Raw genomic sequence first — 25,375 nt, 5'->3', positions numbered from 1 at the left:
TCTATCTCTGCGAGAAGGGGGTATTGCTGCGGCCGCTCCCGGTCGCGCTGCTGCGCAGGTCGTAAACCCGGCCTTTGCTGGAATCCTCCGGCGGTACGATGATCCAGGCGGTGCTGCTGTTGGCCACCGGATCGAACGGCATGGCGCGCAGGTACTTTTTCTCGACCAGCTCTTCGAGCGAGTCCGGATAGCGCCCGGTGTCGCCATAGAATTTGTCGATGGTCGAACGCGCGGTGGCCAAGTTGTCGATCAGCACCGTTTCGCGTGCGGTATCCACGCTATGGAAGTAGCGTGGCACAGCGAGCGTCAGCAGCAGCGCGATGATGGCAAGTACCACCAGCAGCTCGACCAGGGTGAAGCCCCGGGCAGGGCGCGCAAGGGCGGGGCGCAGGCGAATCGACGGCATCGCGGTCACCATTTCCTGTACGGAACACCGTTCAAACCGGTCTGTTCGGACCGGGTGTAGACATCGTAGACATCGTCACCTTCCTGCGGCGCGTCGGGCTCGCTGGCATAGCTGCGCTTGGCCCACGATGCGGACTCAGGGCCGTTGGTGTCTGCTGCCATCGGGTCGCGCGGCACCCTGCGCAGGAAGTACATCTTGCTACGGGTGGGGCTGCGCTGATCGAGCACGCCCTCGGCCAGGATCTCCAGGTCCTTCGGGTAGCCGGTACCACCGGCCATCTTTGGAATCCGTCCTTCATCGCTGGCGCGCTTGTAGGCGTCGATCGCGCTGCGGATCTCTCGCAGCGCCCGCCGCAGCTCCTGCTCCTTGGTGCGCTGCACGGATATCTGTGCCAGCGGCAACGCAATGGTCGCCAGCACGCCGAGGATAGCCAGCGTGACCAGCAACTCGATCAGCGTGAAGCCGCGCACGCCGGGGCGCGCCCGGCGCATCTGCCGCCAGCAGGTTTGGGTGGACGGATTCATGGCTGCACCTGCACGACATGCGGCGCCGGTGCCTGCGCCGGTATGGCGCTGCCCTTCAAGCCGACCGGCGCGGCCGTCAGCAACTGAATGGCCGAAGCATTGGCCGGCGCGAGCGCGCGGAAATTGATGCTGGCGAAGTTGCCGCTACCGCTGGCACCGCTGTTGTCGGTGCGGGTGCCGGTGATGAGAAGCTGTCCGGCGGTATCGACCTTGCTGGTAAAGCTGGTTGGTGCGCCGCCTTGGCGCAAGAACCCGCCTTCGACCACGCCGCCGGCCTGGAACACCTTGTCGTCGAAGGTGATCGCCACCGGGACGCTGGTGACGGGCCGCCCGGACTGCATCGAAAGCTGCAGGGTGAAGGTGTCCCCGACCTTCAGCTGCTGCGCGCCGTCCCAGCGCAATTGCGCGCTGCCCGGGGCGTTGGCGGCGGACGCTTCCCGCGCTTCCGGCGCGGCCGGCGTGGTGGCGGACGCAGCAGCCGTATCGTCGTCCTGGGCTGCCGGAGCCGGAGCGGCAGGAATCACCGCGGCTGCGGACACCGAGACAGGCATGGCTGCCGGTTGCGCCGGCCCTGGCGCGCTGGGTGGCACACCCTGGCCCGGCTGGCCTGTCAGCGCGATCAGCGGCGCCCGGGCGGAGGGCACGGTAAGCCCTTGGGGACGCAGCCGCAGGCTGGTCTCGGTGCCCGCCGCGAACGTCAGCATGGTCGGCTCCGGGCGCTCGATATTGCGGATCAGGTGGGGCGTGATCGACAGCACGATTTCGGTGTTGTGGTTCTCGTCGGCCGAGTTGCCGAATAGCCGGCCGAGCATGGGCAGGTCGCCGATCCCCGGAATCTTCTTGGCGTTGCGGCGGTCTTCGTCGCTGATCAGGCCGGCCAGGACCTGGTTCTCGCCGTCGCGCAGGCGCAGTGTGGTGCTGGCGGTGCGTGTGCCGATCTGGTATGCGACCGAGCCGGACTTGGTCTGCAGCTGGCTGACGATATTGCTGACTTCGAGCGAGACCTTGATCGCCACGTCGTTGTCCAGGTGGACCGCCGGCTCCACATCGAGCTTCAGGCCGACGTCGATGTAGTTGATGGACTCCGAGGCAAAACCCGTGGCGGTGGAGGTGGTAGTGATCAAGGGCACGCGGTCGCCAATCAGGATCTTGGCCTTCTCGTGGTTGCGGGCGCGGATGCGCGGATTGGCCAGCAGCTTTGCCGAGGAATCGGTGTTGCCCGCATTGATGGTCACGGGCCCGATGCCGGCTGCAAGCGTGGAGCTGGTGATATTGGTCAGGTCGCGCAGCGTCAGCAGGCCGCCCGCGGCGGACGGGATCGGCGTCAGGCTCAGGCTGTCCGGCCAGGCGATGCCCAGGTTGAGCAGCCGGTCGCGCTTGACCTCCAGGATCTCGACCTCCAGCATCACTTCGGGCTCGGGCACATCATGCAGGGCCACCAGCCGGGAGGCGAGCCGGATCGCCTCCGGACTGTCGCGCACGATCAGCATGTTGAGCTTGTCGTCGACCACCACATCGCGCGTCTTCAGGATGGTCTTGAGCGTGTTGGCCACCATCTTGGCGTCGGTGTTGGCCAGGTGGAAGGTGCGCACCATCAGCTCCTGGTAGTCCTTTTGCTTGTTCGGGGTGTTCGGATAGATCAGGACTGTGTTCTCGTCGAGCACCTGCTGCTCGAGCTGGTTGGTCAGCAGCGTGAAGTACACGACCGACTCCACCGTGCTGTTCTTGAGGAATACCGTGGTCTTCTGGTCGGTGCGCACATCCTTGTCGAACAGGAAGTTCAGGCCCGACGAGCGCGATACCACTTCAAACAGCTGCTTCAGGGTCACGTCGCGGAACTCGATCGAGATCGGCTTCTTGTAGGCAACCGACAGCATCCCGTCGCCCGGCCGGCCGGTGGCGTCGTCGCCATCGCGGCGAGCCGCCACCGCTGCTGCGGGGGCCCGGGTGCCGGCAGCAGCGGTGGCAGCTGCACGTGTCTTGGCGCGTGCGGCCTCCAGCGCGCGCATGCCCGCGGTGGCACGCTCGTTACCGCGATCGAGCGCCAGCGCGCGGCGGTAGATCGCTTCGGCAAGGTCGGGCTTGCCGGTGGCGGCCTCGCGGTCGCCGCGCTCCACGTAGCTTGCGATCGTGAGTTCGCGTGCCCGCAGATAGCCCATCTTGTATTGCACGTCCTTGGGATTGAGGGCCATGGCTTCCTGGTACTTGGCCATGGCTTCCTCCAGCCTGCCTTGCGCAGCCAGTCCCTGTCCTTCGCGGAATGCCTTGTCCGCGGCGCAACCGCCCAGCAACAGGACGGCCGCCACAAGACAGGCCGACCCCAGCCGCGTTGTCAGCCCGCCCCGGACGCACTTGGTAGCGTTTGATTCAAACATCAGTCAGCCTCCCCGATGGCCAGCTTTTGAACCTGCTTCAGTGGCAGGTATGTAATCGTCACGGTGGTTGGCGTGATCGCTTCGGCACGGTAGGTGCTATCGATCATGCTGTGCTCACGCACGACATAGGTATCCCCGCCCCGCGCCAGGTAAGCCTCCCACTTGCCGTTTTCCTGCTTCTTGCCCAGATAGGTGAAAGGCAAGGGGGGCGCGGTCGGCTTTGGCGGCGGCGCCACGACGACGGGCGGCGGCGGCGGTGGCGGCGGTGTCCAGTTTTGGCTGACGAACAGTGTGCCGGCAGGCGTGTCGCCGTCGCCGAGCAGTTCCGCGCGATCGCGCACGGCAAGAATGACCGGCTCCCGCAACGGGTTGCTGTCCGCACGCGCCGGTGCTTCGGCGGCGCTTGTGGCGGTGGAGCGCGTCACCGCGGTGACGACGTCCCCCGCTGGCGATTTGTCCCCGAAGATGCTCAGCCAGGCCGCTCCAAGCAGCAAGCCGCCGAGCGCGATATGACGCGGCTTCATGGCTTGTCGCTCCGCATGGCCATTACCCCGGGCGCGGGGTGGGAAGGCGGCGCCTCCTTCAGATGCAATGTGAAGCGCAGCCGTGCGTCCAGCGTGCCGTTGCCGACCAGGTCGCGCCGGAAGCTGATCTCGTCCAGCGAGGCGAAGGGGATCGCCAGCAGGGTTTTCTCGCAGAATCGGCGGATTGCGCTGTACGAGCCGTTCACTGGCAGCAGGACCTGGTAGCTGTAGACCTGGCTGTTGCTGTCGTAGCTCACCTTGTACTCGCCCTTGGCCAGCGTCAGTCCGCTCTCGCGCGCCTTCTCGAACAGCGTAAGCAGTTGCCGCTCGGTACGGTGACGATCGCCCAGCGTGGCATAGAATGCAGCCAGCCGCTCCTGCCCTGACACCGCAACCGCCTTGCGCGGCGCGCCTGGCACCACGCGCTGGGCCATCCGTTCGGCTTGCAGCGCGGCGCGCTGCGAGTCGACCTGGGCCTGTTCATGCGGTACCCACCACAGCCAGCACAGTGCGCCGGCGATACAGAGCAGGCTGGCGAGACCCGGGCCGGTACCGTAGCGCGATAGCGCCAGGCGGATCTGCAGCAGGGTTCTTCCGATGCGCGGTGGCGTCATTTTTCGCTCCTTGCCCATTCTGCGAGGAACTGGAATCGCAGCGGCTTGTTCGGGTCTTGCTCATTGATCTCATGCCGGGTCAGCACCACCGATGAGAACATCGGCTGCTTGCTGACGCGGCTGATGTAGTCGAGCATGTCCTCGCCGGTCTTTGCCTCGGCGCTGCCCTTGATGGCGTGCCGGGCGGCATCGGGCGCAAGTTCCAGCAAGGCGATGCTGCCGGCGGGCGTGGCCGCCTCGACCGCCTGGAACAAGTCGCGCCACGGCAGGTTCAGGCGCGCAACGACATCGTTGACCGCGCCGGCCTGCGCTTCGCCAATCGGCGCGCCGCGTTGCGCGGGCCGGTCGCGCTCGCTGGCGCGGTTGCGGATCTGCCGGAGTTCGGCCTGGCGCAGCTCGCCTTGTTGCGCCAGGTTGTACCCCGCGACCGCCGCGCTTGCACATAGCGCAAGGCCGATTGCCGCCGCCAGCCAGATGGCAGGCTGGGTCTGCGCCACGGTGCGCCGCAGTGAGCGCGGTGCAAAATCGATCTGGCTCGTCTTCATGAGCGCGCTCCTGTCAATGCCAGTTCGGCGCCCGCCGATGCGTGCGCTGCGGCGCCATCGAGCCGCACGTAGGCCGGTGCGCCGTCCTGCGGCGCAAGCCATGGCTCGGGTACCCAGCCGCACAGGCAGACGCGGTCCGGCGCCGGCATTGTCTGGCGCAGGGCCTCGCGCGCGAGTTGGGTGGACAGCCAGGCCGGGTCGTCCAGCGCGGCCGGCGGCAGCGGCAGGCGGCGCACCTCGGCCAGCCGGCCCTGGTCGATCACGCCCAGCGACAGTGCCTGGGCATCCGCCACGCCGAACCAGGTATGGGCCGGCACAGCGTGCCGCCAGCGGTTCCAGGCGGCGATGAACTGCGGCTGGATCGCGACCAGCGCCAGGCGATGATCCGCCACGGCTTGCTGCAATCCGTCCAGCAGTGCCTGCGGCACCGCGCAGGCAAGGAACGGGTGCTGCGCGTCCCAGTCCGCGCGGACATGCCAGTCGCTCGGCGGCTCGCCATAGAGTTGCTGGAAGCGCATCATCATCGCCGCGTGGCAATCGCGCAGCCGCTCGGCATTGTGTGGCGGCGTGACCATGAACAGCCGCACCCACTCGTTGCCGAGAACCACGGTGGCGTCCATCCGGGCGCAGCCGGTGTCTGCCAGTGCGGTGCGCAGGCCCTGCAGCGCGTGCGGCGCGGATCCGGCGTCGAGCGGCCGATCCATCAGCAGGTGGCGCCTCGGCCGCAGCCACCCGTGGGAGCGCACCAGCGCTACATAGGTGCTCGACAGGCCGATGCGCAATGTTGTCTGGAGCTTATTCATGGAGCGTGACTCGCTTGATTTCTTCGAGCGTGGTTTCACCGCGGCTGACCAGTTCCAGTGCGGCTTCGCGCAAGCTGCGGCTGCCATTGCGCCGGGCGGCCTCCTTGATCTGGCGGATCGGGCGCTTGTCGATGATGAGTTCGCGCAACTCGTCATTCAGGATCAGGATCTCGGCGATGGCGCGGCGCTTGCTGTATCCGGTGCCCCGGCAATCGCCGCAGCCCTTGCCCTGCATGAAGCGGTAGCCGGCCACGTCGGCGCGGCTGAGGTAGACCCTGGCCAGTTCGGCGTCGTCCGGTGCGTGAGGCGTGGCGCAGCGCGTGCAGTTCATCCGTACCAGCCGTTGCGCCCAGATGCCATTGAGCGCGGAGACAAAGGCATAGGGATCGATGCCCATATGCGTGAAACGGCCGAAGACGTCGTAGACGTTGTTGGCGTGGACCGTGGTCAGGACCAGGTGGCCGGTCAGTGCCGATTGCACCGCGATCTCGGCGGTCTCGCGGTCGCGGATTTCGCCGACCATGATCTTGTCCGGGTCGTGGCGCAGGATGGAGCGCAGCCCGCGCGCGAAGCTAAGCCCCTTCTTTTCATTGACCGGGATCTGAAGGATGCCCGGCAACTGATACTCGACGGGATCCTCGATGGTGATGATCTTGTCGCGGCCGTTGTGGATTTCGGTCAACGCAGCGTAGAGCGTGGTGGTCTTGCCGGAACCGGTGGGGCCGGTCACCAGCAACATGCCGTAGGGCTCTTGCGACAACATCCGCAGCGCGGCAAGCGACGGCGCGTCAAAGCCCAGCGCTTCCGGCGTGAGCGATCCATACGCCTCGATCATGGCGCGCTTGTCGAGAATACGGATCACAGCGTCCTCGCCATGGATGCTGGGCATGATGGACAGCCGCAAGTCGATCTCGCGGCCGCCGGCTTCGACCCGGAAGCTGCCGTCCTGCGGCACGCGGCGCTCGGCGATATCGAGCTCCGCCATGACTTTCAGGCGCGAGATGACCTGCTCCGCGACCTCGACGCCGTGCGCCGTGGCGGCGTGATCCAGCACGCCGTCGATGCGGTACTTCACCGCCAGCCCGTGCGCGGTGCTTTCGAGGTGAATATCCGAGGCGCCGGCCTTGAGCGCGTCATAGAGCGTGGAATCGACGAGCTTCACCGCCGGGCTGGCGACCTCCGACAGCGAGGCGAATGACAGCACGGCAGCGGTCTTGCCGCCGTGCGCCTCGCCGGCGGCACTGCTGACGATGTTATCGACCGCGCGCACCGATTCTTCCTGCTTCGACAGGTAAGCCTGAATATCGGCTTGCAAGGCCAGACGGTACAGCAGGGCCATGCCTGCCCGGGCTTCCAGCCAGGTGTGCAGGTCAGTGTCGAACGGGTCGGCAATGACCGCAATGCCCTGGCCGGCGTCGTCGCGCAGCAGCACGCAGCGGCGTTGCATGGCCTTCGACAGCGGCAGCCTGTCAAAGGCCGGGGCCAGCGTCAGCATCTGTGCGGTTTCCACCACCTCCAGCCCGAACGCCCGCGCCAGGGCCAGCACCAGGTCACGCGGTTCGGCGCCGGTCAGGCTCTCCAGCTCGCTGATCATCGTGCGCTGCGAGAGTTGCGCCTGCTTGCGGGCCCGTTGCAGCAGCGGGGCATCGAAGACAATTTGCGGAGCAGCGTTCTCGCTCATGTCAGGCCTCCGGCAAGGTCGAAGATCGGCATGTACAGCAACACCACGATGGTGCCGACGATCAGCCCGATGCCAGTCATCAGCAGCGGCTCGAACATGCGCATGAAGCGCTCGATCCAGCGGCTGATCTCGCCGTCGTAGAAGTTGGCCGACTGTGTGAGCATCGCGCCCAGTTCGCCGCTGCGCTCGCCAACGCGCAGCATGCGCAGCGAGATCGGCGTGGTGAGTCCCTGTGCCTCGAATGCCGCCGACAGCGTGAGCCCCGACTGGATGGCCTGCCTGGCGGCGCCAAGACTGGCGCGCAGGTCCGCGGCGGCCATCGCCTGCGCGGTGTCGATCGCGGCGACGATATGGATGCCGCCTTCCAGCAGCATGCCCAGGGTGAGGTAGAGCCGCGACAACTCGACAATGCGCACACAATGGCCAATTCCGGGAAGACGCGCCAGCAGCGAGCCGATGCCACGGCGCGCCAGCAGCCGCCGCACGCCGAAGAACGACGCCAGGGCGCCTAGCAGCGCAGCCGGCATCAGCACCGCGCCGTGGCGTCCGGCGAACTGGCCCCAGCCCAGCAGCACCTGTGAAAGCCACGGTAGGGTGCGCCCCGCGCCCTGGTACACCTCCGCGAAGCGGGGCACCACGTAGCCGATCAGGAAGGCGGTGACTGCGCCCCCGACCATCAGCAGGATCATCGGATAGATGGCGGTGCTGACCAGCTTGTTGCGCACGCTGTCGATGCGCTGCTGATAGTCGACGTAGCGTCCCAGCGCTTGCGGCAGGTCGCTGGTGTTCTCGGCCGCCTGGACGATGCCGACATAGAGCGGGGGGAAAATATCCTTCAGCTCGGCCAGCACCCGGGAGAACCGCTTGCCCTCGCGCAGCCCGGCAAGCAGTTGCGACAGGACTGTGACGGACGCCGCATTGCTTTCCTTCTCCTGCAGCGCCTCCAGGCATTCCACCAGGCTTAGACCCGCATTGAGCAGGGCCAGCAATTCCTGGCTGAACAGCGATACCGCAAAGCGCCCGCGGCCCCGCCCGGGCAAACGCAGCCCGGCAGCCAGGCTTGCGCGCACCGGTGCGATGGCCGCGGGGCAGAGGCCGCGCGCTTCGACCTGGCTGCGCGCGTCCGCCTCGTTGCGGGCATCCAGCCTGAGCTGAACCATCAGATGGTCTGGTGACAGGGCGCGCACGTCAAACTGCATGGTTGTCTCTCCGCTGGGTCCGAAGCGATCAATGAGTGGAGGTCCGGGACGGCTTGCGCCCCGAGGCATCATGTTGCCGGGCTGTTCGAGCCGCATCGCTGGCTTGTTTCAGCCAAATGCGCACAGCAAGCAGGCGGGCTCACGAGACCGTCGGGAAACGCGGCACGCTACGAGCGGCGGCGCGCCATATTCGGCGTGGGCCGACCCGGACCGCATTGGCGGCGAGGTGCCGGCGGTGCCGGCACTCTGTGCAGGAAGAAAGAAAAGTGCTCGACTTCATGTCACCCTCGACCCGGTAGGGTTTATATGCGTCTTCACGCCAGACACTTGCTGTCTTGTCGTCTTGCCGTCTTGCGTTGAGGACGGTGCTGCGGACCGTTCCATACTTGCTGCGGCGGCCCCCGTTCGGGGCCTGCCCGGTCTCTGCCAATTCCCGCATCGGTTCCCGGAAATTCCATGGAACTTCAGTACTCCGTCTAACGCTGGCACCTGAGAGCACTGCTGGCTCGGCGTTGCTCTCTCCCAGCGGAACTGCTTTCTGTTTGTTTTACGGAAGCCCCCTTGCGCATGGCTCGCTGCAACGGGCTGGCTCGCCGCGATGCTCTAGTTCGTAATGTCGGCGGCGTCGCCGGTACCGCCCGCTTGCCCGTCTTTTCCATACGAGCGGATTTCCACTTCGCTAGTGGCCCCGGGGGACCGATACTGATAGGGGTGGCCCCAGGGATCGAACGGCACGTCCTTCTTCAGGTATGGCCCATTCCACTGGACGCCGCCACCCGGCTTGGTCACCAGGGCGATGAGTCCCTCCTCGGTGCTCGGATAGCGCCCGACGTCGAGCCGGTAGGCATCGAGGGCCTTTTCCAGCGCATCTATCTGCGCCTTCGCCATGGTGCGCTCGGACTTGCCGAGCTGCGAGAAGTACTTGGGCCCGACATAAGCGGCCAGCAAGCCGATGATGACCACCACGATCAGCAGTTCGAGCAAGGTAAAGCCGGCGGCGCGGCTTCGGGTCAGCGAGGTCTTCATGGCGCGGCTCCCGGCTTGGACTGGTTGCGGTTGGACTGCATGCGGGCCAGCACGGCCGGCACATACAGCATGGTTTCGCGGTAGGGCGGAATGCGTCCGGCATGCCTGGCCACGGCGCCCTCGCCGGCGTTGTAGGCGGCAAGCGCAAGTGCGACATTGCCGTCATGCCGCGCCAGCAGGTACTTAAGGTGGCGGATGCCTGCGTCGATGTTCTGCACCGGATCGGTGAGTTCGGTGACGCCATACATCGCGGCGGTGGACGGCATCAGTTGCATGGCACCCGTGGCGCCCTTGACCGATATGGCGGCGGGATTTCCCCCGGATTCGACGTCGATGATCGCCCTGACCAGGGCCACGTCGACGGCGTGCTTCTGCGACAGTTGCTCGACTAGCGGTGCGAGTTGCCGATCGCGGATGTCGCGCGTATCGCCGGCGCGGTAAGCCGGGCCGGACGCCACTTTTTTTGTGGGCAATGCCGCGAGACGCGGCGCATCTCCGCGCAGGAAAAGGCGATAGCTCTTGTCAAGCGGCTGGCTTGCGAAACGGACTTCACCGTCCGGTCCTTCCGAACGATAGATGTCCGCGCTCCACGCAAGATCGCAAAGGCTGATGCCAGTCAGTCCCGTTGATAAGCAAATGAGAATTCTTATTATTGGCTTCATGCCCGCTCCCCCGCCATGGAGAAAGACTAGCACGGAGGTATTTGAAAAGAAAAGAACGTGCGACTCATCCTCTCGGTTGAATGTCCATGTATTTCATTAGCTATTGATAAGTGCATTTCGGCTAATTCGCGCCAGGACTACGGATTGCGCGGGCACCCGACGCCCGCTGGATCAATGTAAAGACATTACTCATCCATTTGACCTATGGTGCCGTTGAACGCAATCAACAAATGATTAGGCGTCAGTGAAAGGTCTGCGAAAGCTTCGGTCAATCAGAGTCGATGGCTCTGGCGATCTAAAAAACAAAAAACGGTTAGCCGGCAAGGCTAGGGATGCCATCCGGGCACATACAGGGAGTGCCTGGTAGCGTCGCGAAGATAGCCTCGGGTAAACCATGGGAGGTGATGCAAATGCATCAGACATTTAAGTGCTCGCCAATTGTGCCGTCTGGAGCCAGCGCGGGCCCCCGCATGCGCGTCATGGCTGCGCCAGTCGGAGAGACTATGAGCGCAGCCCGAAGTCGCCCATCGTAGCGGCAGCATTGATGCCCGCTCTCTAAATTGTTTTCGATTATGAAGAAAGCTGCAGGTCGGCTGGGATCCGGCCGTCCAGTCGAAATGCATGGGTCGTTAAATAAGACGGGAAAAAAGAATGAAAAACGTGGGTAATAAGAAAACCAAAGGGGAGAATCGCAGGCATTCCTTCAAGCTCGGCGTGGCCGGCTCGGGAACCACTTTGCTTGGAGAGGAACTGGTCACAAGACCGGCCCACGCCAAGGATGGCGGCGATTCGCGCGGAAGCCCTTACACCAGGCCATTTATCGTCCTGGTCAACCGGCTGGAGCAGACCGACGGCCGCGGCCCGACCGACAAGCTGCTGTCGCCGGGAACCCAGATCCTGCGCTTTGACGTCAAGTCCCATCCCAGGGTGCCGGATGCAATCCGGGGGCCGGCCACATTGCGCGAGCTGCCCGGCACGCCTTCCGCAGCCGAGCTGAAAGCCGGACTGGACCTTCGTGACCGGCAGGCGCGCGGACATGGAGCTGGTTCGCCGCCGGCGGGGATTCTACTACACCGATCCGGCGGAAGACGCCAGCCTGGCGCGCCATACCGGCATGCTCAGCATCGGCAACGAGCGGCTCGACCGCTGGTGCATGATGCCCGCGCTGACGGCACCGCACCAGATCGCGCACCTGGTGCTGAGCATGAATTAGCGGCAAGCAGTGTTGTGAAACAGCCCGCGTGCAACTTTGTCATTCGGATTGGAGGAGCTCTATGTCGGACACGAAGGCTACCAGCCTAGCTTGCTGAAACATTGAAACGGGAAATGCGGAGCGGAGCATGCCAGTGCGCAAAGGCCAACGCTCAGCATAGCGGAGTTGCCGCGCGTTTGGCAACGACGCCACGCGCCTGCATGGCATGGCAGGCGCCGGCCCGTTTCAGCGCTTTGGTGGACAGACGGCAGGCAGCGGAAGCAACCGCGAGCGATGGGAAGCGCCGCGCGACGGCGGACCCAGCACGCTCTGGATCATGGTGAGGGGAGGGGGGAATCATGTGGAACGAAGTGGGTATGACGACACGGCACCGCGGCGGAGGTGCCGCGTGTCGGTCAACATGGGCCGCGCGCAGCCTTGAGCCGTTGCGTGCATTGCTGGCTGTGGCGCTGCTCTTGCTGCAACTGTGCTGGCATGGCCAGGCGCTGGCGCAGTTGCCGCCGCCGGGCGCGGCGTCGCAATTCGACATTGCCGGCTTCCTGCAGGAGGCCACGCTGAATGGTCCAAACGCTACCGCCATCACTGGCGGCAAGCTCAAGGTCAACGGTCATGTCGTGGTGGTGCCGGACCAGACCATCGTGATCCTGCCGGCGAATGCGCTGACCTGGAAGGAGCTGTTCGATCAGGCTCCGGCGCCGTACACCGGCATTGCGACTGGCATGGCGCTGACGGATAGCCCGCCGCCGCTGACCACCTACGAGGCCCACGTGATCGGTAACCGGGTCGGCGATACCTATATCGCCGGACTGATATACCTGTCGCAGCAGGAGCTTAACTCGGGCGCGGGCTACATCAACTATATCGACTATGCCGACGGCACAATGTACATCGGCGGCAAGCTGAATGTTGACCTGACGACCGGCGTGCCGCAGAACGTGCTCGATGGCAATAACCCGGGCACGCGCGTGCGCATCAATGATCCGATCGGTAGGTTCGGCCGCGTGGCAACACCGGATCAGCGCTTCACGCTCGATCCAGACAATCCGACGATCCGCAGCACCTCCGGTTTCCCGATGTGCCTGCCACGGACCAATCCGAACGATTTGACCGTGATCCCCGACGCTTTGTGCCCGCAGGGCAACCGGCCGAAGGATGGCACCGGGAACTTCGTGAGCGCGTTCACCATGCCGGCACCCGCCACGCTGGCCGCCGGGCAACTGCCCGATCCTCGCATCATGGCGCCGTTCGAGGTGGGCGACTACGTCACCTATGCCGGTACGCTGGTCACGGACAGCGGTACCAGCGGCTCGTACCCGGCGGGCAGCGCCGGCACCTATGTGTCCGCGCACACGATCACCAATAATGTGGCTATCTATACCGCCCCCGGCACCAACCCGGCCTATGTTGCGGTGGAAGTCACCATCCTCGGCACCGGTGGCCTGACCGTGATCGGCGCGGGCGAAGCCGCCATTCGCACCCGCTTCGAGGGCATGACCACCGACCCGAGCCGCAACATCCATCTCTATGGGATCGACGTCAACCCCGACGGCACCACCAGCGATCGCGACTGGGGCACGATCGCTGTCGACCCGGGCCCACCGACGGGCCCGGTCAAGGGGCGCTGGCGCTTCCGGCCACCGTGTACGGCCACCGTGGCTAGCGTCAAGGCCTGCACGCCCCCTTCCGGAGGCAACTTCATACCGGTGACGCGCGAAGTCCGCGCGGTGATCGAGGGGGCATGGACGCCCGCGACCCTGCAGGCGGCTACCGGTGGTGCGAACGGCCTGATGGCAGGGCAGTATCACGCTCCGATCCTGGAGTACATCTTCCCGGAGAACACACCCGGCACGCCACCGCCGCCCAACAACTTCGATACGATTCCCTTCCTGGCACAGGGGGGGTACACGTCCTCCGCCGGTACCCTCGCGGGCCAGCTCAACCCATGGCCTGGCGCGCAGGCGCCGGGGTCCTGCACGGCCCCGACCGCCAACGCCGGCGCCGACTTCAGTGTCGCCTCCGGCGCGACGTCGGTGCCGCTGACGGGAAGCGCAACAGGTACCGGGCCGTTCACCTACGCGTGGACTGCGGTGTCGCCGTCGACCACGGTGATCACCAACCCGACGTCGCCGAACCCGACCTTCAACGCGCCGGTGATTCCAAGCGGTGGTTCCGCCCAGACGATGGTGTTCCGCCTGACGGTCACTGGTTGCAAGAGCCAGACTGCCACGTCGACCGTCACCGTGACGGTGCTGCCGCCCAGCCATCCGGTCCCTGTGATCAACCCGATCGCACCGGTGAAGGTCACCTCCGGCACGCCCGTCACGCTGACTGCGACCAGCAGCGGTTCGGCTGCCACGACCTACACGTGGACGCAGACGGCTGGTCCCGCGCAGGCGTTCTCGCAGCAGCCTCCAGGCAGCGCGTCCATCAAGTTCACGCGTGCGATACCGTTGGGGCAGATAACCAGCGATGTGCTGACCTTTACCGTGACGGCTAACGACGGCGGGCAGGTATCGCAGCCGGTCAGTGTCACGGTGACGGTGGCGCCGCAGCCGGATGCGGTCACCATCACGCTTGCTGAGTACCGTACGGCGAAACAGCGCGTCGACCTGACGGTCACGTCGTCCATCGTCAACCCGAACCTCGTCTTGACACTGCAACCGTACAAGACGACCTCGGGCGCGACGTTCGACCCCAGCGCACTCGGCGCCACGCTGGCCAATACCGGCGGTGGGACCTACACGCTGGTCCTGGTCGGGGCACCGCAACCCGCGTCACCGCCGGCAACGCCGCTGACCGTGAAATCCAGCATAGGAGGAACCAGCGCACCGACCGCACTGACGCGCATACGCTAAGCAGGTGAGGGCACGCCCCGGGATGCGCGCAAGACGCATCCCGGGGACCTGCCCGGGGACATAAGAATTGCGCCAAGGTTCGCTGCCGATAAGCGGACACCGAGCGTACACGGGGAGAAGGGGTTATGGACCAGACCAGCAATGGTATAGGGGAGGTATCGTCGCGAGAACCGGCGCAAGCCGCGATCGAGGCGCATCACAACGACTGTTCCTGGCGAGGGCGGGCAAGCCGCACTGTGCGCTGGGTCGTGCTGGGTCTTGCCGGCGCGGTGCTTGGACTGCCGCTGGCCGGCATGCATCTGTTGCATGCCCAGTCTTCACCGCAGATTTTCCCGGTGCAACGGCCGCTGGGATCCCTGAAGAAAGTAGCGGTGCCGGGGCCGACCGACCAGGAGCTGGCCGAGTTCGTGCGCGACAAGAACGCGGCCATACAGCTTGGCAAGGCCCTGTTCTGGGAGACCCGCGTCGGCAGCGACAACCGCATGGCCTGTGCCAGTTGCCACTTCCATGCCGGTGCCGACCACCGCATCACCAACCAGATCAACCCGGGGCTGCTGGCAAACGACCAGACCTTCCAGATCGGCGGCTCGCAAGCCGGCCCCAACTATACGCTGCGCGCGGCGGATTTCCCGCTGACGCGTCACGCGGACATCGACGACGCGGGCACCATCATTTCCGACATCAATGACGTTGTGTCGTCGCAGGGCGTCTTCACGGCGAAGTTCGACGGCGTCCGTGGGAACGGCAAGACCGACGATTGCACCAACGTCACGGATTCCGTCCTGCACGGCGGTACCGGCTTTGACATCAACGGCGTCAACACGCGGCGCGTCCCCCCGCGCAACACCCCGAGCGCCATCAATGCCGTATTCAATTTCCGCAACTTCTGGGACGGCCGGGCCAACAACGTGTTCAACGGCGGCGACCCCTTCGGCATGCGCAACACCCAGCCGCTGGTGTGGAAATTCGACAAGGGCGTCATGCGCAACGTGTCGGTGTCGCTGTCATCGTCGTCGCTGGCATCGCAGGCGTCGGGCCCGCCGATGAGCGGAACCGAAATGAGTTGCCAGGGGCGCGCCTTTATCGACCTGGGACAAAAGCTGCTGAAAGAGCGCCTTCTGGCCGACCAGACCATCTCGCCGCGCGACAGCGTGCTCGGGGCGTTTGCCGTGCGCGCGCCCACCTACGCGGAGCTGGTGAAGAAGGCGTTCCGGCCGGAGTACTGGGCGTCAATGGCAACGCTCAACCTGCCCGGTTCCCATGCGCTAAATTTCAAGTCGATGGACTTGCTGAAACAGCGCCGCAAAGATGACATCGACTTCGAGTTCGACTTCAAACGGATACGCCGCAACCTGGTCACCAACCAGATGGAGGCCAACTTCGCGCTGTTCTTCGGCATCGCCATCCAGATGTACGAAGCCACGCTGGTTGCCGACGACACGCCGTTCGACCGTTTCGCCGAAGGGGACCGCACCGCGCTGACGGCGCAGCAGATGCGCGGGCTCATGCTGTTCCAGGATCGGGGCCGCTGCATCAGCTGCCATGGCGGCCCGGAAACCACCAATGCTGCCTTCAACAATGTGCAGAACCAGCGGGTGGAACGAATGACCATGGGCGATGGCGCAGTCGGCATCTACGACACCGGCTTCTACAACATCGGCGTGCGGCCGACCCACGAGGACATCGGCCTCGGCGGCAACGACGCCTATGGCAACCCGCTGTCGGAAACGCGCATGGCGCAGCTTGGGAAGAGCGCGCTGCTTGGCAACGGTTTTGGCGGCAGCCCCTTCCCCCAGGGACAGCGCATTGTCGCGGACGGCGCCTTCAAGACGCCCGGCCTGCGCAATGTCGAGTTCACGGGGCCGTACTTCCACAACGGCGGCAAGTCGACGCTGATGCAGGTGGTCGACTTCTACAACCGCGGCGGCGACTTCAGCTATGCCAATCGCGACAACTTCGACTTCCATGTCGGACCGATTGGAATGACCGAGAGCGAAAAGCAGGACCTGGTGGCCTTCCTGCTGTCGTTGTCGGATGACCGGGTCCGGTTCAGCCGCGCGCCATTCGATCACCCGTCGATCTGCATACCGAGCGGCCATCAGGGCGGGTCCAAGGCGGTGGCGCAGGACGGCCGCAAGGGTTCCGCCATCGACCTGATGCAGTGCCAGCGCGAAGTGGGTGCCGAAGGCACGCGCACTGGGTTGCAGACGTTCCTCGAATTGAGCCCGTTCGCGCACTGAGCCGCGAACGCAATGAACAGCTGAATGGCAAACAGGGAGGCCACAGCATGTCAGCTCTACACCAAGCAATCACCGGCGCCGTGAAGCGCGCCGGGCAATCTGGCGCGGCAGGGGTACCCGGCCGCGCATGGCGCGCTCTTTTCCAGTGGGCTCTGCTGTCCGTGTCCTTGCTCGTGACGCCGCCGGCGCTGGCACAGGCGCCCGCGCCGGGCGTAGACGCGCAGTTCGATGTCCTTGGCTATATCCAGGAGGCAACGCTGGACGCGTGCGGCGACGCGCTGTGCGGCGGCAAGATGCGGGTCAATGGCCATACCATCGTGATCCCGTCCAGCACCATCGTGATCCTCCCTGCCAACTCCCTGACGTGGAAGGAGCTGTTTACCCAGGCCCCGGCGCCGTACACGAACGTTGCCACCGGGATGGCGCTGGCCGATTCGCCAGCGCCGATCAGCAGCTACGAGGCGCATGTGATCGGCAACCAGGTGGGCGATGTCTATATTGCGGGCCTGGTCTACATTTCGCAGCAGTCCCTCAACAGCGGCACCGGCTTCATCAACTATATCGACTATGCGAGTGGCGAAATGCGGGTCGGCGGCCGGCTGGTGCGCGACGGCAGCGGCGTCCCGCAGAACGTCCTGGATGCCAGCAAGCCCGGCGTTCGCGTGCGGGTCAACGATCCCGGTGGCCGCTTCGGGCGCGCCACGTCGCCCGACCGGCGCTTCACCATCGATGCCGACAACCCGACCATCCGCAGCGTCACGGGCTACCCGATGTGCGTGCCGCGCGTCGATGCGAGCCGCCAGGCCGACGACGACGCTTGCCCGCAAGGCAACCGGCCAAAGGATGTCAGCGGGCAGTTCGCCAGCAACTTCACCATGCCCGATCCCGCGTCGCTGGCCGCGGGGCAGTTGCCGGACCCGCGCATCATGGCGCCGTTCGAGGTCGGTGACCACGTCACCTACTCGGGCACGCTGGTGAGCGATCGCGGCGTGCAAGGTCCCTACACCACCACCGATTCGACCTACGTTTCCGCCCATACGCTCATTGCCAATCTCGGCATCTTCACCGCGCCGTTTACCGATCCCGCCTATGTCGCGATCGACGTGACGATCCTGGGCAATGGCGGCATCATCGTGCCGGCCAACATGGAGGCGGTGGTGCGGACCCGCTTCGAGGGCTTCACCACCGACCCCAGCCGCAATATCCACCTGTATGGCGTCGACGTGGCGCCCGACGGTACCACCACCGACCGTGACTGGGGCATCGTCGGCGTCGATCCCGGCGCGCCGACCGGCACCGTCAAGGGCCGCTGGCGCTTCCGGCCGCCCTGCACGGGGCTGGTGGCCACATTCAACTTCTGCTTCGGCCCGCTGGAAGAGAACACCTTCCTGCCGGCCACGCGCGAAGTGCGCGCTGTCATCGAAGGGGCTTGGACGCCCGCAAGCGCCACGCCGCTGAAGAATGGCCTGGTGCCCGGCCAGTACCACGCCCCGATCCTGGAATACCTGTTCCAGGAGAGCTTCCCCGGCGTGACGCCGCCCCCGATCAGTTTCGCCACCATACCGTTTCTGGCCAAGGGCGGCTACAGCTCGTCCAGCGGCGTGGTGGCGGGGCCGCTCAAGCCCTGGCCAGGTTCGAGCCAGCCGAGCTCGTGCACGCCGCCCCAAGCCAGTGCCGGCGCCAACATCACGGTGCAGTCGGGCGCGACCAAGGTGCAGTTGAATGGCACCGCCAGCGGTTCGGGCTCGCTGAGCTACCAATGGACACCGCCCAAGGGCATCGCCCTGGCACCGTCGGCCACGGTACTCAACCCGACCTTCAACGCACCGACGGTGACGGCCACCAACACCTTGCTGTTCGCTCTCGACGTGGTCGGCTGCGATGGCCAGAAGGCGACCTCGGCCATGACGGTCACCGTCACGCCCGCGCAGGCGGCGGTGCCGTTCGTCAACCCGGTCGCGCCGCTGACGGTGCCGTCCGGATCGACGGTGGTCCTCACCGCGGTGGGCACAGGTGCCCACAAGCTCAGCTATAGCTGGACGCAGACCAGCGGCCCCCCGCAGCCGTTCAACCAGCCCAGCGGCAGCGCGAGCATGACGGTGAGCCACGCCTTGCCTGTGGGCCAGACCGCCAACGACGTGCTTGGCTTCACCGTCATCGCCACCGATACGGTCAGCAACGCGAAGTCGGCACCAGTCACGGCCATCGTCACCTTCACGCCGGCACCGGACACCGACACCATCACCGTCGCCGATTACCGCATCGCGAAGCAACGGCTGGACGTGACCGCGGTCTCGTCGGTCGTCAGCCCCAAAGTGGTCTTGACCCTGCAGCCATACCGCACCACCAGCGGCCGGTTGTTCGATCCCGCCACCCTGGGCAACACCATGACCAACAACGGCGGCGGGAACTACACGCTGGCGCTGGTTGGCGCGCCGCAGCCAGGCCCGGGCGAGGGCCTGGTGGTGAAGTCGAACCTGGGTGGCAGCAGCCCGCCGACACAGCTCACGCGCATCCGCTGAAAGGCGCTGCGCGCAAGTAGCCCCGGGGGCGGATGCCAGGCCGCCCCCGGAAACCACGACCGGAAGACATCGAGTTCCGTCTTACCGGGCGGGTGAAGAGAAGTAGCAAAGCTTGCACGGGGAGGCCCTGCTGGAGAAGGGATCAAAACGATAGATGGGGGTAAAACAACATGTTGTATCTACCGAAAGACGCACCGGCGGACGAAGTCCGCAAAGCGGAAAATGCACGGAAGAACCGGCTGGAGATCGTCGAGGCGCTGTCGCACGGGAAGGTCTCGCGCCGCGAACTGCTGAAATGGGGTCTCGTGACCGTAACAGGCATGGTGGCAAGCAAGCACGGGCTGAATCCGTTTGTAGGACCGGCCTGGGGCAAGGGCGGCAGTGGCAGCGGCAGCGGCGGCACCAGCAGCGCCAGCAGCACGGGCATTCCGGCGAGCCCGCTGTTTGGGGTCGTGCCGTTCACGCAGCCCATGCCGCGCATGGACGTGCTGCCGCGTAAGCCGGTATCGGCCCTGAGTCCTACGCCAACGCACGAGGCCAACACGACGATGCAGGCGGTGCCGTCCGCACTGGGTGGGGGCCTGGGCCCGATCGAAGGGCGCCCGCCGGGCCCCATCTGGGCACATCAGGGCTGGGACTTGTTCCCGCCACAAGTGGCCTATGAGGTCGAGCAGCGCGGCATCTCGCACAACCTGCTCTATCGCCCGGACGTGGACTCGCGCCTGAACTGCGGCATCGATCCGGCCCAGCAGGTGCAGACCTGCTTCCAGCATGGCATGCCGGACCAGCAATCCACCAAGTTCTGGACCTTCAACGGTACCTTCCCGCCCAAGCTGGTCCTGGCTCGCTACGGCGAGCCCATCCTGTTCCGTCACCACAATAAGCTGTCCTACGATCGCACCGAGAACGGCGGCTTCGGTATCCACACCATCTCGACGCACGAGCACAACGGACATCACGGCGCGGAAAACGATGGTTTCACCGGGGCATTCTTCTTCCCGGGCCAGTTCTACGACTATCACTGGCCGCTGGTGCTTGCCGGGTTCCGCAGCATGAACACCACGGCCAGCGACCCGCGCGCGGGTACCCCGGACGGCAACGGCGGCATTACCAAAATTCCCGGCGACTGGCATGAAACCATGAGCACGCACTGGTTCCATGACCATATGTTCAGCTTCACGTCGCAGAATGTGTACAAGGGGATAGCGGCGATGATGAACATTTACAGCGCGCTGGACCGCGGCAACGAGGCCATCAACGACGGCGTGAACCTGCGGCTGCCGAGCGGGCGATCCAAGGACTGGGGCAATCTCGACTACGACGTCAACCTGATGCTGTGCGACAAGGCATGGGATCGCGACGGCCAGATGCAGTTCGACATCTTCAACCTCGATGGCTTCCTTGGCGACCAGATAACGGTCAACGCGGTATTCAAGCCGTACTTCGAAGTGGAGCGGCGCAAGTATCGCTTCCGCATCCTCAACGCCTCGGTATCGCGCTTTTTCAAGCTGATGCTGAGCGACAGCTCGCCCATGATCCAGATCGGCAACGACGGCAACCTGTTGCCGCGGCCGGTGGTGCTGTCCCAGCTCGACGAGATGGGGATCGCCGAACGCTACGACATCGTGATCGACTTCTCCCGCTACACCAATGGGGCGCGGGTGCAGCTGGTCAACCTCGCCGAGCACGACGACGGCAAGCGCGTGGCGCATGACATGACACTGGGAGAAGCGTTGTCTGGCAAGTCGAAGGATACTTGCGTCGGACCGATTCTCGAGTTCCGCGTGATGCGGGATCCGCCGGTGCCCGATGTCAGCCGCGTGCCGGCGACCCTGATTCCGAATCCCGACCTGTCCAAGATTCCGGTGGCGCGCGAGCGTACCTTCCTCCTGGGCGATGGAGGCAAGCAGACCACGGGCAAGTCGGTATCGGGCTTCTTCGGTCCATGGGGCATCCGCACCGATGGCGGCGAGATGCTGAACGCCGACTATGGGCGGGTTTCCGCCGCGCCCAGGGCGGGCACCCGGGAGATCTGGAACCTGGTCAATGGCGGCGGCGGCTGGGACCATCCGCTGCACATCCATTTCGAGGAAGGACAGATTCTCCAGCGCGATGGCAGCGCCCAGAAGGTGCCCGCCTGGGAGCAGGGACGCAAGGACGTCTACCGCTTGCACCCGAGCGGCAGTCTGAAGATCACGATGCAGTTCCGCGACTGGGGCGGGATGTTTATGGAGCATTGCCATAACACCGTGCACGAGGACAACGCCATGCTGCTGCGCTGGGAAATCGACGATTCCGGCAAGCCGTTCCTGCGCCCCCTGCCCACGCCCATCCCGACACCGCAGGGCGTGACCTTCCAGGACCCGGTTGAAGTCCTGAAGACCGCGCTATAGGGCTCGCGGGAGCCCGGCAGCAAACAACGCAAACTGAAACGGAGCGAATCATGAGGAACCAGCATGGACACCGGCCGCCGCTGCTGCGAGCCGGTACCCTTGCGCTGTGGCTGGGTGTCGCGGGCCTGCTGGGTGGCACCAGCGGGCCGGCCGCGGCCGACCCGCCCACCTACTCCGCCGCCTTGCCGGTGGCGGGGAAGATGCAGGGGGATCAGGAGAGCATCGTGTTCTCGGGCATGGTGGTGATCGAGACCACGGTCATCACCGCGCCACAGGCGCCGCCGGTAGCGGAGATCGCATTCGATTTTTCCGCGGTCACCGCCCGGGGCGAGGAGAGCGGGACCGCCTATCGGGTGGACAGTCCCACCGGCCTGCAGCGCAGGCTGAACACGGCCGAAACGATTGAGGTCAGTTTTCCGTACTACCCGGATGGCGAACCGCTGTCGGCCCGATCGGCCACGGCGTCATTCAAGCTGTACGCAACCGGGAAGACGTCGAAGACCATGGCCGTCGGCACCGATCGCCCGGAGCGTTCCAACTGATGAGGTGAGCAATATGTCGATAAGCCGGTACTGGCGCCGTCTGGCAGCGGCGCTGGGGGCGACGGCGCTGACTGCCGCCGCCCCCGTGCACGCCGAAACCCCATGGGGCGCCGACTACTTCCCCAATGTCCTGCTGAAAACCCAGGACGGCAAGACGGTCCGCTTCTATGACGATTTGCTAAAGGGCAAGGCGGTCGCCATCAACCTCGTGTACTCAAGCTGCGCGAACGTGTGCCCGCTCGAAACCGCCAAGCTGGTGCAGGTGCAGAAGATGTTCGGCGACCGGATGGGGCGCGACATCTACTTCTACTCCATCGCCATCGATCCCTGGGATACACCGGCCGAATTGAAGTCCTATGCGAAGAAGTTCGGTGTCGGCCCCGGCTGGTTGTTCCTGTCCGGCAAAGACGAAGATATCCGGCTGATCGCGCGCAAGCTGGGCCTCTCACGCGCCAATGACCCGGAGACGAAGGATGGCCATAGTGCAACGCTGATGGTCGGCAATGTGCCGGCGGGGCAGTGGATGCGGCATTCTGCTATAGACAACCCACAGTTCCTTGCCACTGCGATCACCAATTTCCTGGGTTGGGGCAATGCAAAGCCAACAACCGACTACGCGCAGGCGAGGCCGCTGTTGGTGGGCCGCGGAGAGTTTCTGTTCCAGAGCCGCTGTTCGGCCTGCCATACGGTTGGCCACGGCGACCGGCTGGGACCTGACTTGCAGGGCGTTACCACGCGCCGCGACCGGCGCTGGCTGACCCGGTATGTGACCGAACCGGACAAGGTGCGCGCCGAGGGGGACCCGACTGCTGCCCGCCTGTTCCAGCAGTACAAGCAGATCCGCATGCCCAACTTGGGGCTGGGCGGTGACGATGTGGCCGCGCTGCTCGGTTACCTAGAATTGCAGAATAAAGTAAATGGCGCGGTGAGAGCATCCGTGCCTTGATACGCTGGTTTCGGGGCGGCGGGGTGCCGCGCCCGAACCGGTTACCTGCCGCGGGTAGAGCCTCCTGCGATATGGCGACGTTGTTGTGGTGCAATCGAAGCGGACCACCATGAACGCAATCTGCTCCAGTCGCTGTACCAAGGCGCGCGCTCTTTGAGTGCATTTGGTACGGCGAGCGCCTGCCCTCTCCGCGCCCAGCAAGAGGGAAGAAGTAGGAGCCGTGACTACGCAGACCGGCGCAGGGCGCCGTCGGTGCTCAGTTCCTGACGATGTGCCATATGTTCTTGAAATTGTCCCCGGAGCGCTCGCCCGGCCTGCGGTCGCCCGCGTAGAGATAGAGCGGCTTCCCCTTGTAGGCCCACTGTCTGGTGCCGTCTTCGCGTTCCAGAATAGAGAACGGCTCAACCGCCGTGACTTCTGGTTTGGCCCGGGCCGGCAACCAAAGGTTGGTGCCCTGTCCACGCCAGGCGCTCCTGCCGCTGCCCGCCACGTCACGATCAAACACATACAGCGTCATCCCGTCGGCGTTGACGAGGATGCCGCCGCTGTAACTCGGCTGGGCCCTGACCGCCGCGACTGCCGCCATCACCGACAGGATGAACGGCGCGCCAATACGCAAGGCAAACAAAAATGCACGGTTCATGGCAGTAGTTCCGTCCGGGTCATGACAGCGCTGGCGCGGGTCGCCGACGGAGTCAACGCTGATACCAACGTAAACGCGACAATTCCATGGTTTATTCCACGGAAGCGTTAAAATTTTAAGACTCTGTTTTTACAGGCGTCCGGAACCAGCGGCGGCCCGTCGCCAGGCTTTCGGCGAGGGTAACCAGCGCCACTTGGAGCTTCGGTCAGCGCATCCACGCCTTGCCCGACAGTTTTGCCAGTTGTCTGACGACGAGGACATCGCGGTGGCTGGTGTGCGGGTCGGGCTCGGCATGGCCGAGAATGTTGGTGCGATCGTTGGTCTGGCCGTGCTGACCGCACAGCCAGACCAACAGTGCCGCCGACCCGCGGTATTCCTCTTCGGTGGGCAGGAGGCCGCGCGTGTTGGCCACATGCATCGATCCCGATGCTGTAGCCATTGAGCACATTGGCATGCCAGGCGACGTCGTTGTTGCGAACCATCTGTACCAACTCACCGTCGCGCCACACTACATAGTGCGCGCTGACGTGAACGGGCTGGTTGCGGGCATTGCGCTGGCTCGGCCGTCGTGCGCTGCGCGCGGCTGTCGTTACAGAGTGACGAGCTGGAGCACCGTTCGGCTGTGGGGATTTGCACGAGCTTGTCACACACTTCTATCGCGATGGCCTAGACTCGATAAACGCAACAGCTTAGAAAGGCGCCTGCAATGAAAATCCGCCTCCAATACGTCTGCATAGTTCTCGTCGCGGCATGGTCTGGTAACACATGGGCGCAGCCGGCTTGTTACGCAACAAACACCAATTATGATCAACGATGCTCGATTGTTTGTAAAAACGGTGAGCGAGCTGCATGCAGAGATAGCCCCGGGAGTTCGGAGCCAGAATGTTCATGCATTAACCCCGCGAATACCGGGAAAATAGCTGAGAGCGAATTGCCAGCTCACCCGCGAAATCATGGCGTGGATGGTAAGGCATCCACTGCTACGGTCCGGGATGCGAAGAAGAACTGAAAAGAACTTGAAATTGTGATCAGTCTATTTTCATCAAGGATCCGCAGCCGATGGGCGACGGAGAGCTCGTCGCGTACTTCACTGTGGTGAATCAAACGCCTGACCTCCGCCAAGCGGCTGCGTGCCCCTAAGGAAAGCGCACGCACACGGGAAGCCCCTTGGCGGTCGTCAGGGATGATCAACCGGACGCCCCGTGGGGACAGGCCGGGCGTCGTGGGGTGGCGGAGAGGATCGTAGTGTGCGCTGAGCAGCGCGTTGTTCAGGAGGGTTGAAGTCCCTCTGGCGCCCGGATGAGGGGTGCCATATCCGAAAGCGGGGGTAATGCCTCGCTGGCCGGAGAAAGGTGGAAGGTATGGAGAAGTCTAAACGGGCACGAAGGCGAAAGCCGGACACAGCCAAGGCAGACCTGAAGCCGCCACCTTGCGGTATTCCGGAGGGCAGGGTGTCCATCGCGAGGTGGAATCCGAAGGGCATGAGGAGAAGTACCGGGCCGTAATCGAGGGGGCGACCCCATGATGAACCGGTCGGCCAAAGGTGGGGCAAGGTCGAGCCCGCACTATGGGGGCGAAGGCGTTCGTAACTTCTCAATAAAGCGGGGCAAACGGCGTCACGCCGCTCAGGTGGAGAGAGCGATGCGCTGTTCGAGGAGGTGG

General features: G+C 64.8%; 21 protein-coding genes and 1 pseudogene. 7 read left to right on the top strand and 15 right to left on the bottom strand.

Translation table 11 applies throughout. From position 1 onward, the window contains the following. Position 1 precedes the first annotated feature (1 nt). From ACGLHR_RS12645 to ACGLHR_RS12590, 12 genes are all read right to left on the bottom strand, one after another. Complete coding sequence (locus ACGLHR_RS12645; protein WP_400094175.1) at positions 2-406, bottom strand: type II secretion system protein; 405 nt, start codon at positions 404-406, stop codon at positions 2-4. A 5-nt stretch (positions 407-411) separates the two neighbouring features. Beyond that, positions 412-930, bottom strand: a complete 519-nt coding sequence (locus tag ACGLHR_RS12640; protein WP_400094174.1) for a type II secretion system protein — start codon at positions 928-930, stop codon at positions 412-414. Further along, the gene (locus ACGLHR_RS12635; protein ID WP_400094173.1) at positions 927-3,305 is read right to left on the bottom strand and encodes a secretin N-terminal domain-containing protein; all 2,379 of its coding nucleotides are present in this window, start codon (positions 3,303-3,305) and stop codon (positions 927-929) included. Before ACGLHR_RS12635 ends, ACGLHR_RS12640 begins: the two co-directional genes overlap by 4 nt. Beyond that, positions 3,305-3,829: a hypothetical protein gene (locus ACGLHR_RS12630; RefSeq protein WP_400094171.1), complete on the bottom strand. Its 525-nt coding sequence runs from the start codon at positions 3,827-3,829 to the stop codon at positions 3,305-3,307. The genes ACGLHR_RS12635 and ACGLHR_RS12630 overlap by 1 nt, the downstream gene beginning before the upstream one ends. Beyond that, on the bottom strand, positions 3,826-4,443 hold the full coding sequence (locus tag ACGLHR_RS12625; protein ID WP_400094170.1) for a hypothetical protein: 618 nt from the start codon (positions 4,441-4,443) through the stop codon (positions 3,826-3,828). Before ACGLHR_RS12625 ends, ACGLHR_RS12630 begins: the two co-directional genes overlap by 4 nt. After that, positions 4,440-4,988: a hypothetical protein gene (locus ACGLHR_RS12620; RefSeq protein WP_400094169.1), complete on the bottom strand. Its 549-nt coding sequence runs from the start codon at positions 4,986-4,988 to the stop codon at positions 4,440-4,442. Before ACGLHR_RS12620 ends, ACGLHR_RS12625 begins: the two co-directional genes overlap by 4 nt. Further along, positions 4,985-5,791 carry a hypothetical protein gene (locus ACGLHR_RS12615; RefSeq protein WP_400094168.1) on the bottom strand — a complete coding sequence of 269 codons (807 nt, stop codon included), beginning with the start codon at positions 5,789-5,791 and terminating at the stop codon, positions 4,985-4,987. Before ACGLHR_RS12615 ends, ACGLHR_RS12620 begins: the two co-directional genes overlap by 4 nt. Then, positions 5,784-7,472 carry a GspE/PulE family protein gene (locus ACGLHR_RS12610; protein WP_400094167.1) on the bottom strand — a complete coding sequence of 563 codons (1,689 nt, stop codon included), beginning with the start codon at positions 7,470-7,472 and terminating at the stop codon, positions 5,784-5,786. Before ACGLHR_RS12610 ends, ACGLHR_RS12615 begins: the two co-directional genes overlap by 8 nt. Further along, entirely contained in the window at positions 7,469-8,671 is a 1,203-nt protein-coding gene (locus tag ACGLHR_RS12605; protein ID WP_400094165.1) for a type II secretion system F family protein, read from the bottom strand. Before ACGLHR_RS12605 ends, ACGLHR_RS12610 begins: the two co-directional genes overlap by 4 nt. Before the next feature lie 603 nt (positions 8,672-9,274). After that, positions 9,275-9,697 (bottom strand): type II secretion system major pseudopilin GspG, encoded by a 423-nt coding sequence (gene gspG / locus ACGLHR_RS12600; protein ID WP_400094164.1) that lies wholly within the window; start codon positions 9,695-9,697, stop codon positions 9,275-9,277. Further along, a complete protein-coding gene (locus ACGLHR_RS12595) occupies positions 9,694-10,170 on the bottom strand; it encodes a lytic transglycosylase domain-containing protein (RefSeq protein ID WP_400094162.1) in 477 nt (158 codons plus the stop codon). The genes gspG and ACGLHR_RS12595 overlap by 4 nt, the downstream gene beginning before the upstream one ends. A 759-nt stretch (positions 10,171-10,929) precedes the next feature. Continuing rightward, positions 10,930-11,397 carry a hypothetical protein gene (locus tag ACGLHR_RS12590; protein ID WP_400094161.1) on the bottom strand — a complete coding sequence of 156 codons (468 nt, stop codon included), beginning with the start codon at positions 11,395-11,397 and terminating at the stop codon, positions 10,930-10,932. Between ACGLHR_RS12590 and ACGLHR_RS12585 the strand changes: the two genes are divergently transcribed. The 7 genes from ACGLHR_RS12585 to ACGLHR_RS12555 all read left to right on the top strand — a co-directional run bounded on the left by ACGLHR_RS12585 (position 11,396) and on the right by ACGLHR_RS12555 (position 23,070). Next, positions 11,396-11,572, top strand: coding sequence for a hypothetical protein (locus ACGLHR_RS12585; protein ID WP_400094159.1), 177 nt, complete (start codon positions 11,396-11,398; stop codon positions 11,570-11,572). The two genes, ACGLHR_RS12590 and ACGLHR_RS12585, sit on opposite strands and share 2 nt — an antisense overlap. A gap of 356 nt (positions 11,573-11,928) precedes the next feature. After that, entirely contained in the window at positions 11,929-14,427 is a 2,499-nt protein-coding gene (locus ACGLHR_RS12580; protein ID WP_400094158.1) for a PKD domain-containing protein, read from the top strand. Positions 14,428-14,552: 125 nt separating this feature from the next. Then, positions 14,553-16,667: a cytochrome-c peroxidase gene (locus ACGLHR_RS12575; protein ID WP_400094157.1), complete on the top strand. Its 2,115-nt coding sequence runs from the start codon at positions 14,553-14,555 to the stop codon at positions 16,665-16,667. A gap of 47 nt (positions 16,668-16,714) precedes the next feature. Continuing rightward, entirely contained in the window at positions 16,715-19,189 is a 2,475-nt protein-coding gene (locus ACGLHR_RS12570; RefSeq protein WP_400094155.1) for a PKD domain-containing protein, read from the top strand. 170 nt (positions 19,190-19,359) lie between these two features. Then, complete coding sequence (locus ACGLHR_RS12565) at positions 19,360-21,582, top strand: multicopper oxidase family protein (protein ID WP_400094153.1); 2,223 nt, start codon at positions 19,360-19,362, stop codon at positions 21,580-21,582. Between the two features lie 50 nt (positions 21,583-21,632). Beyond that, positions 21,633-22,124, top strand: a complete 492-nt coding sequence (locus tag ACGLHR_RS12560) for a hypothetical protein (RefSeq protein WP_400094152.1) — start codon at positions 21,633-21,635, stop codon at positions 22,122-22,124. A 13-nt stretch (positions 22,125-22,137) separates the two neighbouring features. Continuing rightward, the gene (locus tag ACGLHR_RS12555) at positions 22,138-23,070 is read left to right on the top strand and encodes an SCO family protein (protein WP_400094150.1); all 933 of its coding nucleotides are present in this window, start codon (positions 22,138-22,140) and stop codon (positions 23,068-23,070) included. Between the two features lie 256 nt (positions 23,071-23,326). On the opposite strand, the gene ACGLHR_RS12550 is transcribed toward ACGLHR_RS12555, so the two are convergent. From ACGLHR_RS12550 to ACGLHR_RS12540, 3 genes and pseudogenes are all read right to left on the bottom strand, one after another. Then, on the bottom strand, positions 23,327-23,713 hold the full coding sequence (locus tag ACGLHR_RS12550) for a hypothetical protein (protein ID WP_400094149.1): 387 nt from the start codon (positions 23,711-23,713) through the stop codon (positions 23,327-23,329). A gap of 205 nt (positions 23,714-23,918) precedes the next feature. After that, the gene (locus tag ACGLHR_RS12545; protein WP_400094259.1) at positions 23,919-24,131 is read right to left on the bottom strand and encodes a hypothetical protein; all 213 of its coding nucleotides are present in this window, start codon (positions 24,129-24,131) and stop codon (positions 23,919-23,921) included. Between the two features lie 34 nt (positions 24,132-24,165). Beyond that, positions 24,166-24,360: pseudogene (locus tag ACGLHR_RS12540) on the bottom strand (N-acetylmuramoyl-L-alanine amidase); the annotation flags it as partial. Positions 24,361-25,375: the final 1,015 nt, after the last annotated feature.

Source organism: Cupriavidus sp. CuC1, from assembly GCF_044627735.1.
Lineage (GTDB): Bacteria > Pseudomonadota > Gammaproteobacteria > Burkholderiales > Burkholderiaceae > Cupriavidus > Cupriavidus ulmosensis.
This window is presented reverse-complemented; position numbering and strand designations above follow the sequence as displayed.

Coding starts and splice junctions, on each gene's coding strand:
- ACGLHR_RS12590 (WP_400094161.1), bottom strand. CDS start 11,397: ATGTCCGCGCGCCTGCCGGTCACGAAGGTCCAGTCCGGCTTTCAGCTC.
- ACGLHR_RS12545 (WP_400094259.1), bottom strand. CDS start 24,131: ATGCATGTGGCCAACACGCGCGGCCTCCTGCCCACCGAAGAGGAATAC.
- ACGLHR_RS12605 (WP_400094165.1), bottom strand. CDS start 8,671: ATGCAGTTTGACGTGCGCGCCCTGTCACCAGACCATCTGATGGTTCAG.
- ACGLHR_RS12560 (WP_400094152.1), top strand. CDS start 21,633: ATGAGGAACCAGCATGGACACCGGCCGCCGCTGCTGCGAGCCGGTACC.
- ACGLHR_RS12635 (WP_400094173.1), bottom strand. CDS start 3,305: ATGTTTGAATCAAACGCTACCAAGTGCGTCCGGGGCGGGCTGACAACG.
- ACGLHR_RS12580 (WP_400094158.1), top strand. CDS start 11,929: ATGACGACACGGCACCGCGGCGGAGGTGCCGCGTGTCGGTCAACATGG.
- ACGLHR_RS12630 (WP_400094171.1), bottom strand. CDS start 3,829: ATGAAGCCGCGTCATATCGCGCTCGGCGGCTTGCTGCTTGGAGCGGCC.
- ACGLHR_RS12640 (WP_400094174.1), bottom strand. CDS start 930: ATGAATCCGTCCACCCAAACCTGCTGGCGGCAGATGCGCCGGGCGCGC.
- ACGLHR_RS12620 (WP_400094169.1), bottom strand. CDS start 4,988: ATGAAGACGAGCCAGATCGATTTTGCACCGCGCTCACTGCGGCGCACC.
- ACGLHR_RS12550 (WP_400094149.1), bottom strand. CDS start 23,713: ATGAACCGTGCATTTTTGTTTGCCTTGCGTATTGGCGCGCCGTTCATC.
- ACGLHR_RS12585 (WP_400094159.1), top strand. CDS start 11,396: ATGGAGCTGGTTCGCCGCCGGCGGGGATTCTACTACACCGATCCGGCG.
- ACGLHR_RS12565 (WP_400094153.1), top strand. CDS start 19,360: ATGTTGTATCTACCGAAAGACGCACCGGCGGACGAAGTCCGCAAAGCG.
- ACGLHR_RS12575 (WP_400094157.1), top strand. CDS start 14,553: ATGGACCAGACCAGCAATGGTATAGGGGAGGTATCGTCGCGAGAACCG.
- ACGLHR_RS12570 (WP_400094155.1), top strand. CDS start 16,715: ATGTCAGCTCTACACCAAGCAATCACCGGCGCCGTGAAGCGCGCCGGG.
- ACGLHR_RS12645 (WP_400094175.1), bottom strand. CDS start 406: ATGCCGTCGATTCGCCTGCGCCCCGCCCTTGCGCGCCCTGCCCGGGGC.
- ACGLHR_RS12625 (WP_400094170.1), bottom strand. CDS start 4,443: ATGACGCCACCGCGCATCGGAAGAACCCTGCTGCAGATCCGCCTGGCG.
- gspG (WP_400094164.1), bottom strand. CDS start 9,697: ATGAAGACCTCGCTGACCCGAAGCCGCGCCGCCGGCTTTACCTTGCTC.
- ACGLHR_RS12555 (WP_400094150.1), top strand. CDS start 22,138: ATGTCGATAAGCCGGTACTGGCGCCGTCTGGCAGCGGCGCTGGGGGCG.
- ACGLHR_RS12610 (WP_400094167.1), bottom strand. CDS start 7,472: ATGAGCGAGAACGCTGCTCCGCAAATTGTCTTCGATGCCCCGCTGCTG.
- ACGLHR_RS12615 (WP_400094168.1), bottom strand. CDS start 5,791: ATGAATAAGCTCCAGACAACATTGCGCATCGGCCTGTCGAGCACCTAT.